The organism is Bradyrhizobium sp. TM239, from assembly GCF_036247985.1.
Classification (GTDB): domain Bacteria; phylum Pseudomonadota; class Alphaproteobacteria; order Rhizobiales; family Xanthobacteraceae; genus Bradyrhizobium; species Bradyrhizobium ottawaense.
Genome location: NZ_BTIR01000005.1, coordinates 140991 through 157878, shown reverse-complemented (window position 1 = coordinate 157878; position 16888 = coordinate 140991). Strand labels below are relative to the sequence as shown.

14 protein-coding genes are annotated in these 16888 nt (G+C 65.7%); 9 read left to right on the top strand and 5 right to left on the bottom strand.

The annotated features are described in order from the left end of the window. The first annotated feature begins 49 nt into the window (after positions 1-49). The 5 genes from AABA84_RS09530 to AABA84_RS09510 all read left to right on the top strand — a co-directional run bounded on the left by AABA84_RS09530 (position 50) and on the right by AABA84_RS09510 (position 5706). Positions 50-331: a hypothetical protein gene (locus tag AABA84_RS09530; protein WP_028145466.1), complete on the top strand. Its 282-nt coding sequence runs from the start codon at positions 50-52 to the stop codon at positions 329-331. Positions 332-425: 94 nt separating this feature from the next. Next, the gene (gene cax / locus AABA84_RS09525; RefSeq protein WP_338311944.1) at positions 426-1529 is read left to right on the top strand and encodes a calcium/proton exchanger; all 1104 of its coding nucleotides are present in this window, start codon (positions 426-428) and stop codon (positions 1527-1529) included. A gap of 166 nt (positions 1530-1695) precedes the next feature. Continuing rightward, positions 1696-2193, top strand: coding sequence for a GNAT family N-acetyltransferase (locus AABA84_RS09520; protein WP_338306285.1), 498 nt, complete (start codon positions 1696-1698; stop codon positions 2191-2193). A 295-nt stretch (positions 2194-2488) separates the two neighbouring features. Further along, positions 2489-4003, top strand: coding sequence for an ATPase domain-containing protein (locus AABA84_RS09515; RefSeq protein ID WP_212249862.1), 1515 nt, complete (start codon positions 2489-2491; stop codon positions 4001-4003). Beyond that, positions 4000-5706 (top strand): ATP-binding protein, encoded by a 1707-nt coding sequence (locus tag AABA84_RS09510; RefSeq protein WP_212249864.1) that lies wholly within the window; start codon positions 4000-4002, stop codon positions 5704-5706. Before AABA84_RS09515 ends, AABA84_RS09510 begins: the two co-directional genes overlap by 4 nt. Positions 5707-5750: 44 nt before the next feature. Here the strand turns inward: AABA84_RS09510 and AABA84_RS09505 are convergent, their stop codons facing one another. Then, entirely contained in the window at positions 5751-6647 is an 897-nt protein-coding gene (locus AABA84_RS09505; protein WP_212249866.1) for a LysR family transcriptional regulator, read from the bottom strand. Between the two features lie 155 nt (positions 6648-6802). Here AABA84_RS09505 and AABA84_RS09500 point away from each other — a divergent pair, with 155 nt between their 5' ends. Continuing rightward, positions 6803-7276, top strand: a complete 474-nt coding sequence (locus tag AABA84_RS09500; RefSeq protein WP_338311943.1) for a cyclophilin-like fold protein — start codon at positions 6803-6805, stop codon at positions 7274-7276. 24 nt (positions 7277-7300) lie between these two features. Continuing rightward, positions 7301-8320, top strand: coding sequence for a zinc-dependent alcohol dehydrogenase family protein (locus AABA84_RS09495; protein WP_338311942.1), 1020 nt, complete (start codon positions 7301-7303; stop codon positions 8318-8320). Positions 8321-8375: 55 nt separating this feature from the next. Here AABA84_RS09495 and AABA84_RS09490 read toward each other — a convergent pair whose 3' ends face one another. The 4 genes from AABA84_RS09490 to AABA84_RS09475 form a co-directional block, all read right to left on the bottom strand. Next, complete coding sequence (locus AABA84_RS09490) at positions 8376-8618, bottom strand: hypothetical protein (protein ID WP_338306236.1); 243 nt, start codon at positions 8616-8618, stop codon at positions 8376-8378. 47 nt (positions 8619-8665) lie between these two features. Continuing rightward, on the bottom strand, positions 8666-9787 hold the full coding sequence (locus AABA84_RS09485) for a DUF2336 domain-containing protein (RefSeq protein WP_212249871.1): 1122 nt from the start codon (positions 9785-9787) through the stop codon (positions 8666-8668). A gap of 261 nt (positions 9788-10048) precedes the next feature. Next, the gene (locus AABA84_RS09480; RefSeq protein ID WP_338311941.1) at positions 10049-13678 is read right to left on the bottom strand and encodes an AsmA family protein; all 3630 of its coding nucleotides are present in this window, start codon (positions 13676-13678) and stop codon (positions 10049-10051) included. A 142-nt stretch (positions 13679-13820) separates the two neighbouring features. Continuing rightward, on the bottom strand, positions 13821-15053 hold the full coding sequence (locus AABA84_RS09475; protein WP_212249873.1) for a cytochrome P450: 1233 nt from the start codon (positions 15051-15053) through the stop codon (positions 13821-13823). Between the two features lie 131 nt (positions 15054-15184). Here AABA84_RS09475 and AABA84_RS09470 point away from each other — a divergent pair, with 131 nt between their 5' ends. Further along, positions 15185-15811: a TetR/AcrR family transcriptional regulator gene (locus AABA84_RS09470; protein ID WP_212249874.1), complete on the top strand. Its 627-nt coding sequence runs from the start codon at positions 15185-15187 to the stop codon at positions 15809-15811. Between the two features lie 132 nt (positions 15812-15943). After that, entirely contained in the window at positions 15944-16870 is a 927-nt protein-coding gene (locus AABA84_RS09465) for a catalase (RefSeq protein ID WP_212250083.1), read from the top strand. Positions 16871-16888 lie beyond the last annotated feature (18 nt).

Sequence of the window (16888 nt, the reverse complement as noted above, 5' to 3'; positions counted from 1 at the left end):
CTCACCGGCCTGTCACGCTTTCTCGTCGTCCTGCAAAGGGAGAGAGCACATGACTGGACATGCCAAGCTGATCGGACTGTTCGTCACCGCCGCGCTGTTCACGGCAGCGCCCCTGTCGTTCCACACCTCGCCGGTGGATGCGCTCGCCGTGTCCGTTGACACCGCCGAGGCCCGCGTCGGACGCCCGCTCACGCCGGGAAGCGTTGCCGGCGTCAACCGCAGAGTCCATCGGCGGGCTTACTACGGTGCCGCAGCGGCGGGAGCTGCCGCCTATGGCGCCTATGGCTATCGCCGGGCTTGTGGATATCACCCCTATCCGCCCTGCTATTGAGGCGCCGGTTCGAGGGCGCACAAGCCGTTGAGCTAGATCAACACCGGGGCCCGCTCCGGCGGCAGCGTCGAGGTCTGACCGCGTAGGACGGACCATGAACGCGCTGCTCAGGGAAATCCGGCACAGCCCGCTGCTGTGGCTGCTGGTTGTCGTGCCTGTCGTGATCGCGCTCGAGCATGTCATGCCGGACGCGCATACGCTGCTGTTCGTGCTGGCCGTGATCGCCATCGTGCCGCTCGCGAGCCTGCTCAGCCACGCGACGGAGGCCGTGGCCGAGAAGACCGGCGATGCGGTCGGCGGGCTGTTGAACGCCACGCTTGGCAATCTCACGGAGCTCATCATCGCGGTCACGGCGTTGCAGGCCGGTCAATACATGCTGGTCAAAGCCTCGATTGCGGGTGCGATCGTGACCAACTCGCTATTCATGCTGGGCGCATCGCTGTTTCTGGGCGGATTGAGGCATCGCGTGCAGGAATACAACCGGGCAGGCGGCAGGCTCCATTCCGCGCTGCTGCTGATGGCCACGATCGCCCTGTTGTCACCCTCGGCCGTGGCCGACCTGGACTTTCCCGGACACGAGGCGACGGTGCAGCGCTTGAGCACCGCCTTGGCGGTCCTGCTGATTGCGGCCTACTGTCTCAGCCTGCTGTTCTCGCTGAAGACGCACAAGGAGCTGTTTGCAAGCAGCGACCATGGCGAGGCAGGCGGCTCGATACTGCCGATTGCGATCGCCGTTCCGACACTGGGAATCGTCACCGTGCTGGTGGCACTCGTGAGCGAGATCTTCGTGACATCGGTGCAGAAGGCCGCCGAAACGCTCGGCATGACCCCGGCATTCGTCGGGTTCATCGTCGTTGCCCTGGTCGGGGCTGCGGCCGAGATGGCCGTGGCGTTTTCCGCGGCACGCCGCAACCGGCTCGACTTGAGCGTGAGCATCGCGCTCGGAAGCGCCAGCCAGATCGCCTTGTTCGTCGCACCCGTTCTCGTGCTGCTGAGCTACGTCGTCGGGCCGCAGCCCATGGACCTTCAATTCTGGCCGGGAGCGGTGACCATGGTCATGATCGCCACCGTGGTGACGAGCTTCGTCACCAATGGCGGACGCTCGGCCTGGTTCGTCGGCGCCCTCCTGCTCTGCATCTACACGATCTTCGCGATGACGCTCTACATGGTCCCGCCCGGCTCGCACGGCCCGGTCTAAAGCATGATCCGGAAAAGTGCGCGGCGGTTTTCCGAAAGGACCATGCTTAAACAAAAGCCTAAAGGCCGCGAGCCGGTTGACCTGTCGGGCAAAACAGCGGCACGATGGCATCATCGGCCTCGACAACATCCAGATCGCGACCAGCTCCGGGCGACACCCTGCTTCCATGGATCGCTTCAGTACCGACAACCTGACCGCGGAGAGGCTGAACGAAAGTCACCTCGCCGACCTCGTCGCGCTCCATCTGGATCCTGAAGCGTCGCGTTATATCGGCGGCGTGCGTTCGGCGGAGGCAACGGAGAAATATCTCGCCGTCAACATGGCGCACTGGGATCAATACGGTTTCGGCCTGTGGACACTGCGCACGAAAGACGGCGCATTTGCCGGGCGGGCCGGCATCCGGCACATCCTGGTGGATGACGTGGACGAGATCGAGATCGCCTACGCGTTCACACCCAGTCTCTGGGGCCGGGGATTTGCCAGCGAGACCGCGACCGCGCTGACTGAGATCGGGCTGTCACAACTCGAGCTGCCGTCTCTCATCGGCATCGTCTATGTCGCAAACGGCGCATCGCGCCGCGTGCTGGAGAAATCGAATTACCGGCTCGAGCGGGGCACGAACCGTCACGGCGAGGACGTGGTGATCTACCGCGCAAGGCGATGACCGCCTGCGACCGGATCCACCTGCGGCGAGCACAGGAGCTTGTGTTCAGTTTTGAACCGACAGCACCGAGCTATCGGCACAGTCTATTGCGGCCCGTCCCTTGGACGCTCCGACCCGCAACTGGCTTCTTGCATCGATAACTCAAGCCGGGGCACCGATCGCCCGGTAACCTCTTTGCGGGAACTCGTTCCTGTCTGAAGAGTTCCTTGAAGGACCTGTTCGGTCCAACCCCGGCTGCCAGCCTCTGGGCGCTCGGGCAAAATCAGCTTCCGGAAAACATGCGCGAGGGGGTTCAATGACCGGTCCGTCGAGGGCTGTTCCAGACAGCGACCTTAAGGATTCGCCGAGAGTTTCGACCGGCAGCGACGGCCTGGATGACATCCTGGGCGGCGGCTTGGACGCCAATCGGATGTATCTTTACGAAGGACGGCCTGGCACCGGCAAGACCACGATCGCGCTGCAATTCCTTCTGAGAGGTGTGCGTGATGGCGAACGCGTGCTCTATATCTCCCTGTCCGAAACCAAGAGGGAGCTGAGTGTCGTCGCGCGTCGGCATGGCTGGTCGCTGGACGGGGTCGACATCTTCGAGCTGGTGCCACCGGAGACGACGCTCGACCCCGAGCGCGAGCTCACGGTCTTCCATCCCGCCGAAATGGAGCTGAGCGAAACCACCAATTTGATCTTCAGGGAGGTCGAACGAATTGATCCCACCCGCGTGGTGCTCGACAGCCTGTCCGAACTGCGCCTGCTTGCCCAGAACCCGCTGCGCTACAGGCGTCAGGTTCTGGCCCTGAAGCACTTCTTCACCAATCGCAACTGCACTGTCGTTCTCCTCGACGATCTCTCGTCCTCTCAGGACGACCTGCAATTGCATTCGATTGCGCACGGCGTGGTGATGCTCGAACAGATCGCCATCGACTACGGGGCCGAGCGGCGCCGTCTTCGCGTGATCAAGATGCGGGGCATCCGGTTTCGCGGCGGTTACCACGATTTTACAATTTCGGAAGGCGGGTTGCGGATCTTCCCCCGGCTCGTCGCGGCCGAACATCACAAGCCCTTCGCCGGTGAGCCCATCTCCAGCGGCAACGCCGAGCTCGATCAGCTCCTGGGAGGCGGACTCGAACGCGGCACCAACGCGCTTCTGCTCGGCTCTGCCGGTGCGGGCAAGTCGTCGGTCGCACTGACCTATGCCATCGCGGCGGCCGAACGTGGCGAGCACGCCGTATTCTTCGCCTTCGATGAAGGCCGTGGAACGGTCGAAGCACGTGCACGGACACTTGGCTTGCCTCTGGAGAAACATCTCGCCTCGGGGAAAATCCGGTTTCAACAGATCGATCCGGCCGAACTGTCGCCCGGTGAGTTCGCGGCGACGCTCCGCCGAAGCGTCGAGGCCGACAACGCCCGCCTTGTCGTCATCGACAGCCTGAACGGCTACCTGAACGCGATGCCGGATGAACGTTTTCTCATCCTGCAGATGCATGAACTCCTGAGCTACCTGGCACAGCAGGGCGTGCTCACCATCCTGATCCTCGCTCAGCATGGGCTTGTAGGTCCAATGGATACGCCGCTCGACATCAGCTATTTGAGCGATGCAGTGCTGATGCTGCGCTATTTCGAATTCGGTGGAACGGTGCGGCGCGCCTTGTCCGTCGTCAAGAAGCGTAGCGGCAATCACGAGCATACAATTCGCGAGTTCCGGCTCGGCAGCAGCGGGATCAGGCTCGGCCCGCCACTGCAGGAGTTCAGCGGCATCTTTTCCGGCAATCCGCATTATACCGGCAGGGCATTGCCGGAAGAGCCATTCGAATGAGCCTCGACCCGGATCACCGCGTTCTCGTATTCGCCCCGATCGGCCGCGACGGGCCGGCATCGACCGAACTCTTTCGCGGCGCGAGCCTGGAGGCGGTCAACTGCCGCGATCTGTCCGCGCTCGTCAGTGCGATGACCGAAGGCGTGGGCGCGGTCTTCCTGGCCGAGGAAGGATTGTTCGGGAGAGACACGGCGCCGCTGGCACAATGGATCGAGCGCCAACCCCCGTGGTCCGACCTCCCTTTTGTCGTTCTCACCAGCCATCGAGAACAGCCGGCGGTCGTCGCGTGGCGACGCAGTATCGTCGAGCTTCTCCGTAACGTTTCGCTGCTCGAACGGCCGGTTCAGCCGATCACCCTGACCAGCGCCATCCAGTCGGCGATCCGGGCACGCCGGCGCCAATATGAAATCCGGGCTTTGCTCGAGGCCCGCGAGCAGACCGCGCAGGAGCTCGAGAAGCTGGTGGTCGAGCGGACGCGCGAATTGGAGGAAGCCAACGAGCAACTGCGTCTCGAAATGAACGAGCGCGCTCGCGTCGAGGAGACGCTTCGCCAGGCTCAGAAGATCGAAGCCATCGGCCAGCTCACCGGCGGCGTAGCTCACGACTTCAACAACCTGCTGATGGTGATTTCCGGCGGCCTCGACATGCTCGACCGCCAGACGGACCCCAACCGCCGTCGCCGCTTGATGGACGGGATGATCCAGGCGGCGCAGCGCGGGGCCAGCCTGACCAAGCAGCTTCTGGCGTTTTCGCGCCGGCAGAAGCTGCGCCCCGAACCCGTCGACGTCGCCGCGCAGATCGGCGGCATGCGCGAGCTGCTCGATCGAAGCCTGAGAGGCGACGTCCATGTCGAGTTCGAATTTCCGGATTCGCTGTGGCCGGTGGAGGTCGATCCCGGCGAGCTCGAGCTGGTGATCCTCAACCTGGCCGTCAATGCCCGCGACGCCATGCCGAACGGCGGCACGATCCTCGTCCGCGGCGAAAACCTGCCCGAGCTGAACGACGCGGAGATCGCCGGCGACTATGTCCGGCTGTCCGTGATCGACACAGGTGTCGGCATGGCTCCGGAGATCCTGTCGCGGGTCTTCGAGCCCTTCTTCACGACCAAGGACGTCGGTAAGGGCTCGGGACTTGGGCTCGCGCAGGTCCATGGATTTGCGACGCAGTCTCGGGGCACGGTCCGCATTCAATCGGAGGCCGGCCGGGGCACCAGCATCGAACTGTACCTGCCGCGATCGTTCGATGTCCCTTCGAGCGAGCGGCACCTCATCGACCTCACCAGGGTGCGACCGAAGAAAAGCAACCAGGGCCGAATCCTGCTGGTCGAAGACGACGACGAGGTGGCCGCACTGGTCGCCGAGATGCTCGGCCAGCTCGGTTACGAAGTCACACGCGCCGCCAGCGCTGCTGCGGCTCTCGGCGCCTTGGCCGATGGTCGCTCCGTCGATGTGATCTTTTCGGACGTCATGATGCCGGGCGGCATGAATGGGGTTGAGCTCGCACACGAGATCAAACGGCGTCGCAACGACATACCGGTTTTGCTGACCAGCGGCTACGCCGAAGCCTCCGTCCATGAGGCGCAGGCGGCGGGCATCCAGATCCTGGCGAAGCCCTACCACATCGACGAGCTGTCTGCGGCGCTGAGCGCGGCGAGGTCAAATCTACGGCTCGATGCAGGATCAAAGCGCTCGGGTTCGTACTGACTTCGAACGAACGGGACGGCACCGAACCGCATCGCCGGCCGCCGTCACTTCCCGCGATGACGCAGTGCGTCGACGATGACCTTGAAGGCGGGCGAGTTCTGGCGCCGGCTCGGATAGTAGATGTGGTAGCCGTCGAACGTCGGAGACCAGTCGTCCAGCACCAACGCGAGGTCGCCCGAGGCGATGTGCGCCTTCACGATGTTCTCCGGCACATAGGCGATGCCGTATCCTCTCAGGGCCGCCTCGACCTGGGTGTAGGAGCTGTTGAACGTCAATTGCCCGTCGACCCGGACGCGAAGCTCCTGGCCGCGCTTGGCGAATTCCCAGGCGTAAAGCCCGCCCGCCCGTTCCAGTCGCAGGTTGATGCAACTGTGCCCTACGAGCTCGTGGGGATGCTTGGGCGCGCGGTGCTCGGCGAAGTAGCCGGGTGAAGCCACGGCCACCAGGCGCCAATCCGGCCCGATCCGCACCGCGACCATGTCCTTTTCGACGCTCTCGCCGAGACGGACGCCGGCATCGAAACCCTCCTCGACGATGTTGCGAAATCCGCTGTCGAGGCTGACTTCGAGCTTGATGTCCGGATAGTTCTTCAGGACCGGCTCCAGCTTCGGCCACACCACGCTCTCGAATGCATGGTTCGAGATCGTCATCCTGATCCGCCCGGACGGCTTGTCGCGGAACGCCATGAGGTCGGCGATGTCGGCCTCGATCTCCGCGATGCGCGGTGCCATCGATTGCCGCAGCCGCTCGCCGGCCTCTGTCAGACCGACGCTGCGGGTGGTCCGCGTCAAGAGCCGGATACCCATCTGCTCTTCGAGACGCTTGATGGTGTAGCTCAGTGTCGACTGGGCAATGCCGAGCTTGGCTGCCGCCTTGGTGAAGCTGAGCTCCTTGGCGATCGTGAGGAAGGAAAGAAGGTCGTTGAAATCCTGCCTGGCCATCGCTTTCCACCGCCGAGAGTTCCCATTTATGCCTCCCATCGATCAACGCAAGCGGATTAATCCATCTAATCGGATCGCGTGCCGGGCGTTATGTTCAATGGCGGGGGCGGCTGCGGCTCGCGTGCCGTCCGACCCCGACCACAGGCGCATGTATCATGTCCAGACATTGCTTCGCGCGCCGGACCGTTGTCGGCGGCCTCGTGGCCATCGCCGCGGTGCCCGGCTCCGTCGCCGGCCTTACCGTGACGAACGCCTCCGGGCGGAGGGGAGCTGCGAACATGCAGATGCGATGCGCCTTCGACCGCCACAGTTTTACGGCAACCCTTCTGGACAACCCGTCGGCGCGGGACCTCGTCGCTCTGTTGCCGCTCGACCTCGCCATCGAGGACTATTCGACCAACGAGAAGATCGCCTATCTGCCGCGCAAGCTGACGGAGCTCGACAACGTCCCGTTCGCTGACGAGGCGCCGGGCGATCTCTGCTACTTCGCGCCCTGGGGCAATCTCGCTTTCTTCCACGGCAGCTATCGCTACTCGAAGGGCTTGATCCGTCTCGGCCATCTCGACGGCGGCGCTCAGCCCCTGCTCACGCGCGGAAAATATCCGCTGCGGCTCGAGCTTCTCTCCTGACGATCAAACCCGAAAGGTTCAGCCATGCTGGCAACACTCATGTATGGTCCCGGCGACATCCGCTGCGAAGAGGTCGACGATCCCAAGATCCTCAAGCCCACCGACGCCATCATCAAGCTGTCGGCAACCTGCATCTGCGGGTCCGACCTCTGGCCCTATCGCGGCCTGCAGCCGATCGAGGGGCGTGCGCAGCACATGGGCCACGAATATTGCGGCGTGGTCGTGGAGGTCGGCAGCGAGGTGAAGACGGTGCGACCCGGGCAGTTCGTCGTCGGCTCGTTCTGCATCTCCGACAACACCTGCCCGCATTGCCGCTTCGGCTTCCATTCCTCCTGCGTCCAGCGCGAATTCATGTCGGGCGCGCAAGCCCCCTACGCGCGCGTTCCGCTGGCCGACGGCACCCTGGTCGCAACCGCTGAGCGTCCGTCGCCCGATCTCATCGCCGACCTGCTCGCGACCTCCGACGTGCTCGGCACCGGCTGGTATGCCGCCGATGCCGCCAACGTTCGCAAGGGATCGACCGCGATCGTAGTCGGCGACGGCGCCGTCGGCCTGATGGGCGTGCTGGCGGCCAAGGAGATGGGCGCCGAGCGGATCATCGCCATGAGCCGGCACAAGACGCGGCAGCAGCTCGCGGTCGAATTCGGCGCCACCGACATCGTGGCCGAGCGCGGCGAGGCGGGCATTGCCCGCATCAAGGACCTCACCGATGGCGTCGGCGCCGATTCCGTTCTGGAGTGCGTCGGCACGCAGGAATCGATGGCGCAGGCGATCGCCTGCTCGCGGCCCGGCGGATCGATCGGCTATGTCGGCGTGCCGCACGGCGTGACCTTCGACGGCCAGGCGATGTTCTTCGCGCAGCGGCGCATGCTCGGCGGACCGGCCCCCGTCCGGCGCTTCCTGCCGGACCTGATCGGCCGCGTCCTCGCCGGCAAGATCAAGCCGGGCAAGGTGTTCGACCTCAAGCTGCCGCTGTCCGATGTCGCCGAGGGATACCGCGCCATGGACGAACGGCGCGCGATCAAGACGTTGATCACCCTGTAAGATGGGGCAACGCCTCACGGCGAAGCGAGAGAGGTGATGACGGGTGGGAGGCAGCTTACCGGAAATACCCCAGCACGAGATCGATGTCCGAGCTTCCGGCCACCGTGCCGTTCAGCTCGGCGTCGATGACACGCCGGCAGGCGTCGATCGCGGCGTGGTCGCCGAGGTCGTTGGCGGCTTCCAGCACGAGCCAGGCCGCGTCCACCGACGCCTTGTCGGGCGCTCCACCGCCGAGATCGGCGGTGACCGCGCTGTCGAGGTTCTTCTTGCGAACCGCGGTGCCGAATTGAGGCAACATTGCAAATACTCCCCTTCGAATTCCGGGACGATGCTCAGTGCACCTGTTCAGTGGACCTGAAGCTCGGGCTGACGGCCGCCTGAGGCGGAATCAGCGGCGGTCTTGCGCGACTGGTAGAACTTCAGAACGCTGCGCGAGGTCTCGATCTTGAGCCGGCCGAAATCGCGCTCGTTGTCGTGGAGCTCGCGCGCCGTGATCAGATGATCCTTGGCGCCGAGGAACAGCAGCGACATGGTCGTGTCCCAGGAGAAATCGAGCGCCTTGCACAGCACCAGAATCATCTCGCGGTTGCGGTCCATCATCGCGCGCTCGATCACGTCGACCGGCAGCGCCGACAGCAGCGACAGGCCGATCTGCACCTCGTCGAAGCGATGCTGGCGCGCATAGTTCGAGATCGATTCCTGGTTGAGGTTGCCCTGGCGATATTGCGTCGTCACCACGCGCTTGGCGACGAAATAGCTGCGCGAGGACGGGCCGAACTTGGACTGAAGATCGCCGGTGACCTCGGTCACCGAGCTCTGGATCTGCGCCATCATCTCGGGCCGCTCGGTCTCGAGGCGGCGGCGGACGTCTTCCGACGCCTTCGAGATCAGCTGCTGGAAGATGTGGCGCGGCACGTCCTTGCGCAGGCCAAGCTGCTCGGCGAGGATCGAATCGCCCTCGGCGCGGCGGACCATGTGCAGCAGGCCCGAGCCGGAGAAGCGCGCGCCCTCGTTCCTGGCCACCGAGGTCACGACCTCCTGATCGCCGCGCTTGACCAGCACGTCGGTGACGGCCTCGCCGATCGATTTGCGCTGGGCGATCGCGAGCAGATGCGACTGGCCCTTGGTCATGGCGCTCTCCACCAGCATCTTCTCGTCGAGACGATTGGAGTCGCGCAGCACGGGACCGGCGACCTCGATCTCATCGTCGAGCGCCAGCTTTTCGATGACGTTGAGCGGAGCGTGATCGCACGCCGACATCAGCTCCGAGAGCTGCGCGCGCGCAGCGACCTCGATCTCGTCGGCGAGCCGGCCGATGACCTCGCCGAACATGCTGATCTCGTCGTCGCTGTAGCGGCCGGTGATCAGAATATCGGTCGCATGCCACAAGGCCTTCGCCCGGCTTTCGTCAGTGCCGCGCGCGATCGCGTCGTCCAGATCCTGTAGAAGCGTTTTCGCCCCGTTCATCTCGATAACCCCAGTTCTTGGCAGTTCTTTTGGCGAGCCGTCCCGCCGCTCGTGGCGGGACACCGGATTCCTCTGAGAACTGACGCTAGAGATCAAACGCGAGAATTCGGTAAAATCGGCAAATCAGTTTTGCCGGGCAAAATTCATTCAAATGCGAGCGAATGGGTTTACCAGAGGTTCACGGGAGAAGGTGCGCGACCTCTCCCGCAAGCGGGAGAGGTAAGCGAGCCCGCGGCTCAATTCGCGCAAACCAATCCGCCCCTACGGATTCTGCGGCGTCAGCACCAGCGGCGGCTTTGGCTTGGGCCTGGCGGGCGCAGGACCCGGGGCGGGCCTCACGTCGATCGGCGGAGGCAAGGGCGCGAGCTGTTGGCTGGCAAGCGGCGGGCTTGTCAGCGGAGGGCTTGGCGCTGCGGGCGCGGCTTGCGGAGCCTTCGGCAGCGGTGCGGCTTTCGGCTTTGGCGGCGCGCGGCGCGGATCGTGGCCCGGCAGCGGCACATTGGCCGGCGCCTGCTCGGGCGCTGCATCCGGAGACACCAGCGTCGGCAGCGCCGCGGTCGCCGGCGGAGGCTCGCCGCGCTCGATGGCGTCGAGCCGGCGCGTCTCGCGGTCGATCGTGCGCACCGCCAGCCACGACGACAGCGGCGCAAGATCGATGGTGCGGCTCAGCCTGTCGGGAGGGCCCGCCGCGAACAGCTGGATCTCCGGCGGGGCGCCGGAGAGGCCGGTCATGATCGGCGTCAGGCTGGCGCGGATGTCGGCCTGGTCGGCGGGGATGTCGTAGCCGCCGGAGACGATGGCGCGGGCGTTCTTCGCTTCCAGCGGCGTCGCGCCGACGCGCAAGCGTCCGTCGCGGATCGTGAACGGGATCTGCGCCGAGGCCACCGCGATCGGCGCGGCCGCGAGCGCGGGCTCGACCAGCTGGCGCAGGCGGTTGTCGTCGGCGACCTGCCCGCCGTCGCTGGCGCGGATCGCAATCTCGAAGGCGCGTGGATTGAGGCCGCCGATTTCCGCGGAGTCCAGCGTCACCGTGCCGTTGCCGGCGAGCGCGCCGGTGAGCGCCGCCACGCTGCGGCCCTGGCTGGTCAGCGCCATCTGCACCGAGGCGCGTCCCTTCGGCAGCGCGAGATCGCGATAGCGCAGCGCCGCCGCATCGACATTGCTGAGATCGATGCGCGCGTTGAGCGCAAGACCATTCGCGCCATTGCGTGCGTCGAAGCTCGCCGAGATCTCGCCGCCACTGAGGCCGCCCTTCAGCGCATCGAGCGCGAGCGACTGGCCGTCGCTTCGAATCGTGCCGCCGAACGGGCGCAGCTCGATGCCGCCGGGCAACATCCCGCGCAACGCCTGGAAGGCGATGCGGCCGCGCCAGCCGCCCAACACCCCCGCACTCAGCGGCTCGCCGGACTCATGCCCCGCCGCGCCGATCGCCATCGCGAGCGCCGGCGCCAGGTCGAGCGTATCGAGGCCGACTTCGCCGTCGACGCTTCTCTCCTGATCGAGCCTCACCGCCAGATGACCGCGCAAATGCGAGCCGGCCGCATTGCCGTCGAGATCGTCGAAGGTCAGGCGGCTGCCGGAGAGCCCGACGCGGGAGGACAGGCTGACGGCCTGCATCGATTTGTCGGCCGGGCTGGTCCCGAACAGCGGTGCCAGATTGGCGTTGCGCACGCGCAGGTTCACGCTGGCTTTCGGCTCCGACAATTCGACGCTGCCCTGCGCATCGGCTTCGAGCCCGCCGCCGCTGAGCTTTGCGTTCAATTGCAACGGCCGCCGCCAGCTACCTATCAGCTTGCCTTCGAATTGCGAAGCGCCCTCGCCTGCGGCCACCACGCGATCGAGCCCGAGCAAGGCCAGCAGCGCGCCGGCCTGCGGCGTCGACACCTTCGAATCCAGCGTGAAGTCGCTGTCGCGCAACTTGTCGATATCGATGCCATTGACGGCCGCCGCCGGCATCTGCGCCGCCAGCGTCGCGCTCGCCTTGAGCTGCGGCGCGTCGAGGTCGAGCACGGCGCGGGCGTTGCTGCGATCGGCATGCTCGGCATTCCTGTCGAGACTGAGATCGAGCCTGAGGCGGGTCGCGCCTGGTAATGCCGGGATGGCATCGAAGCGGGCGCGCACCGCGGGCGCAAACGGCTCGATCAGCGCGGTGAGCTCGCGCAGCGAATTGGCCGAGGATTTCAGCGCGAGCTTGCCGGTGGCTTTGGTGCGGTCGAAGCTGCCGCTCGCCTCCGTGGTCACGCCGCTGGCCTGGCCGAAGCGCAGCTGCTCCAGCGACAGCGATGCGGGGCCGAAAGCGAGCTTTGCCGCGAACGGCCGCAGCTCCTGGCCGGCGGAGATCGCGCGGCCGATATCGAGCGAGAGCTTTGCCTCTTCCGGCCATTCGGCTTGCGGCCCCGCAAGCGCGCGCACGAAGCTCGCGGCGGCATCGAGGTCGAGCCGGTCGGCCTTGAGCTCCGCGTCGATCCGCGAACCCTTGCTCGCGCCTGTTTGCACGAAGGCGATGCGGCCCTCGACCGCGCCGCCTTCGATGTCGGCCTTGAGCCTGTCGATGGCGAGATGGTTGGCGGCGATGGTCACGTCGCCGGCAAGACGCAGCGGCCGCGTGCTGCGGCGGTTGATCTCGCTGCGGCCCTGCAGCCAGGCCACCAACGTGTCGGGGTCCGAAGACTCGACGCTGAGACGGCCGCTGAAACTGTCGGCGCCCGGGGTTGCGCCGTTGAGCGAGAGCTGCGTCGTGCCGGGCGCGCGCAGCTCGAGCCTCTGGAAGGTCCAGGACCTTCCATCGGTTTGCAGCTCGGCCGTGATGTTCTGCAGCGGGCGGCCGCCGAGCATGATCTGGTCGGAGTTGAACTCGATCTGCGCCGGGATTGGTGCCTGCGGAATGGCAGCCAGCCCCGCGCGCAGCGCCGGCAGAATGCGGAGCGGCTCGGCATCGTCCTTGCCCGCGAGCCGGTCGGCATCGACCTGGCGCGCCGACAGCACCGCGCGCAGCAGCGGCGAGGCACCGAATCTGAGGTCGCCGACGCCGCCGAGCTTCAGCGCATTGTCTTCAGCGCCGAAGTTCGCGTCGATCTGCTCGAACTTCGCGCCGGCCGGGTCCGCCTTGAGCTTGGTCGTGAGCTTCCACGGCGTCGGACCCGCCTCGCCCGCCTTCTTGACCGCCGGCACGGCCAGCGTCAGCGCACCGTCGAATTTCGGCAGGCGGTTGTCGAAGGCGAGCACGCCTTCGAGATCGGCGAGGATGGCGCGCTCGCCGGGATCGATGTTGAGGTGAAGACGGGTGGCGCTGCCGTCGGCGCTCGGGCCGGAGGAGACGCGAAAGGGATAGCGCACCCCGGCGGCGGTGAATCTGCCGTCGCCGCGCACCGAGCCCGCGAGCGAGCGGACGTCGCCGGAGAAGGCGATGTCGTTCAGCTCCAGCGTCGAGCGGCTGGCGGCATCGTGAAGCGCAATGCGGCCGGTGAGATTCAGCCGCTCGATGGCGAGGGACGCCAGATTGAAGGTCCCGCTCGCGATGGAGGGCAAATCGACCCGCCCCCGGGCATCGAGGCCGAGATCGACCGCCATGCCACCCACCGAAAGCTCGGTGGCGCGCCATTCGCCGCGCATCAGGGAGCTGAGGCTGAACTCGACGTCGAGCTTGTCGGCGCGCAGGCGGCCGAGATCGTTGTTGCCGCCGAAGGTGACCTGGCGCAGCCGCAGCGTCGGCGCCGGCAGCAGCCGCGCGTCGAGCTCGCCCGCGACCCGCACCGGTACGCCGATGATCTTGCCAGCCTCCGCCTCGAACTGGGGCCTGAACTGGTTCCAGTCGACGTAGTAAGGCCCGATCAGCGCGGCCAGCAGCGCAATGATGAAGGCAATCGCCAATCCGAGCAGTGTCGTCTGCACGGGTCTCCCCTCGGCCAAACCGGCATCCGGACCAAACCCTGGCCTTAGTGGACTTCAGGCGTGCCGGAACAGCCCCTTATATAGGGGGAAGTGTGGCGAAGTCACAGCGACTGTTGCGCGCGGAGGTTAATGCCGGCGCGCCTCACCAGCTCGCCGGCAGCCGCTTGAGGCCACGCAGCACGAAGGTCGGCCGCCATTCCGGGTTTTCGACGTCGTCGATGCGCAGATCGGGCAGCCGCCGCAGCAGCGTGGCAATGGCGATCTCGGCCTCGATGCGCGCCAATTGGGCACCCAGGCAGAAATGGATGCCGCCGCCGAACGACAGCGGTTTCACATTTTGGCGGGTGACATCGAGCCGGTCCGGCCGGTCAGGATAGACCGCGGGATCGCGGTTGGCCGAGCCGAGCAGGCACAGCACGGTCTCGCCCTTGGGGATCCTCTTGCCGCCGAGATCCTCGATCTCCTCCAGCGCGACGCGCCCGGTCATCTGCACCGAGGAATCGTAGCGCAAAAATTCCTCGATCGCGCCTTCCATCAGCTCGGGGCGCGCCTTGAGCAGCGCAAGCTGGTCCGGATTGCGGTGGAGCGCCAAAAGGCCGTTGCCGATCAGGTTCACCGTGGTCTCGTGGCCGGCGCCGAACAACAGGATGATGTTGGCGGTCAGCTCCTCGTTTGTGAGCTTGTTGCCGTCCTCCTCGGCCTGCACCAGCTGGGTGGTGAGATCGTCCCCGGGATTTTTGCGGCGCAGCTCGAACAGCTGCTGGAAATACATCTGCGCCATCAGGTTGCCCTCGTTGCCCTTCTTGATCTCCTCGGCAGTGAGTGGCACGGGGTCGAGCAGCCGGCCGCCGTCACGCGAGCTCTTGTAGAAGACCTCGCGATGGTCCTCGGGGATGCCGAGCATCTCGCAGATGATGGTGACGGGCAGGCGGAAGGCGAAATCCTCGATCAGGTCCATGTGGCCGCGATCGATCACGGCATCGATGGCCTGGTCGACGATCGCCTGGATGCGCGGCCGCATGTCCTCGACCCGGCGCGCGGTGAAGGCCTTTACGACGAGGCCGCGCAGGCGAGTGTGATCCGGCGGATCGGCCTGCAGCATCCAATGGCTCATGCTGCGGAACACCGGCTCGTCCATGATCTTCTCGCCATAGCGGCGCGTCGTGCGCTCGACGAAATCCTTGCCGAAGCGCTTGTCGCGCATCACCAGGCTGACGTCGGCGTGGCGGCTGGTGACGAATTGGCCGAACGGCGTCACGTGGATCGGATCGATCGTGCGCAGCCGTTCATAGTGTGGATAGGGATCGCGGATGAAGTCCGGCGAGAGCGGGTTGAACAGCGGCGCGCCGCCGGCGCCTTGCACGTGCTCGTTCATGGTGACCTCAAATCGGTTGCCGATGACACGAATACGCCGATCGCAGCCCCACTGCCCGGCGCAACCATCCCTTGAATTTATCAACTCGATACATTGTTGTATCGAGTTGCATTCTGCCTTAACCTCCTCCGATGTCAAGGCTGAGAACCAGGCCGACCAGGGACGACACGCGCGACAAATTGTTCGAGGCGGCCGCGCGCGTGTTCGAGGAGGACGGCATCGGCGGCGCCAGCATCGAGGCGATCGCGGCGGCGGCGGGCTTCACCCGCGGCGCGTTCTATTCGAATTTCAAGAGCAAGGACGAATTGATCATCGCCATGCTCGAGGACCATGTCGAACAGTCGATCCGGCGCAACCTCGACATCCTCGCCCAGCACGACAATCTCGACGATTTCATCGCCGCGCTGAAGGCGATGGACCGCACGCGGCAGGATCCCCTCGCCCGCTCGCCGCTGCTGCACATGGAGATGATCCTGTTCGTCGCCCGCGCCGAGAAGCGCCGCCCCGAGCTCGCCAAACGCCTGCGCGCGCGGCGCAAGCTGGTGGCCGACATCGTCGAGGCGACGTTGAAGAGCAACGGACGGAACGACAATCTGAACCCGCCCTGGATGGCCTCCGTCGTACTGGCGCTCGAAGACGGCTTTCGCCTGCACCGGCTGATCGATCCCGAGACGACGCCCGCGGACAGCTTTCTGCGCGCGATCACGGATTTGCGGCGGAGGACGGGGCTGGCATCGGACGAGGGGGCATCTTCATAGAGCGCGGCGGGCCCGAGCAAGCGAGTCGCGAGATTTGTCGCAGGATCGGACAAGGCACGCCCGCTTTGGGAAAGAAGCTCGATCCGTCCTGCGCCACAAACGAGCGCCACCGTTCGAACCCGGGGGTTCGTCCTGCCTCAGTTCCCCAGCGGCGCTGCCACGCCGACGTCTGTTGTCGATGCCCTGAAGGCGGTTGCCGGGCTTCCGCCCAAGGCCCGCGCGAGCTTTTCCTGGGGCCAATGTGTTCGCGGCACCTACACCCCGTCGCATCAGGTCGAGGAGATCACCAGATCCCGCAGCTTCATCAAGCCGTCCCGGGTGCTGGCGCGGTTCTCGGCGGACGGCTGCACCCCAAACGCGGTGGACACTGACAGGTGCTCGCTGCGCGGCTTCAGCTTCCGGCTCGGCAGTGGGGATCAGCGCTCCGAGATCTTCACCCAGAGCGCCCCGGTTCATTTCGCCAGAACGCTCGACCAGATGCTAGCGTTCCTCCAGGCGCGCATGCCGGGGCCGGACTGCAAGCAGGACATGGCGCAGGTCGAGGCATTCTCCGCCGCCAATCCCGAAACGCTGCATCAGGCAAGCTACCTTGCCGTGCATCCGCCGCCCGCGAGCCTTGCGTGCACGACCTATTGGGGCGTGCACGCCTTTCCCGCAACGAACGCAAAGGGCGAGACACGGTTCATCAAATTCAAGGTCGCGCCGGTCGGCGAGGAAGGCACGCCGCCCGAGGACGCGGCCATAGCCGAGTCCACCGGCTTTCTGCGCGGCGAGCTCGAAGCCCGGATCGGGGCACGCGATGTCAGGTTCAGCGTGATGGCGCTGCTGGACCGGCCCGGCGATCCCGTCATGGACGTGACCACCCGTTGGCCCGACGAGGATGCGCGCGAAGCGGTACGCCTCGGAACGATCGTGATAACGGGCACAGAATCAAACGAGACGTGCGACGGGTCCGCGTTCAATCCGGCCAATCTTGCCGAAGGCATCGGCCACCCGCCGGACGAGATGTTTGCGGCGCGCAGCGCCGCCTATGCCATCTCTCAGGCAAGGCGCCGTTGAGCCGAACAGCGAGCGGAC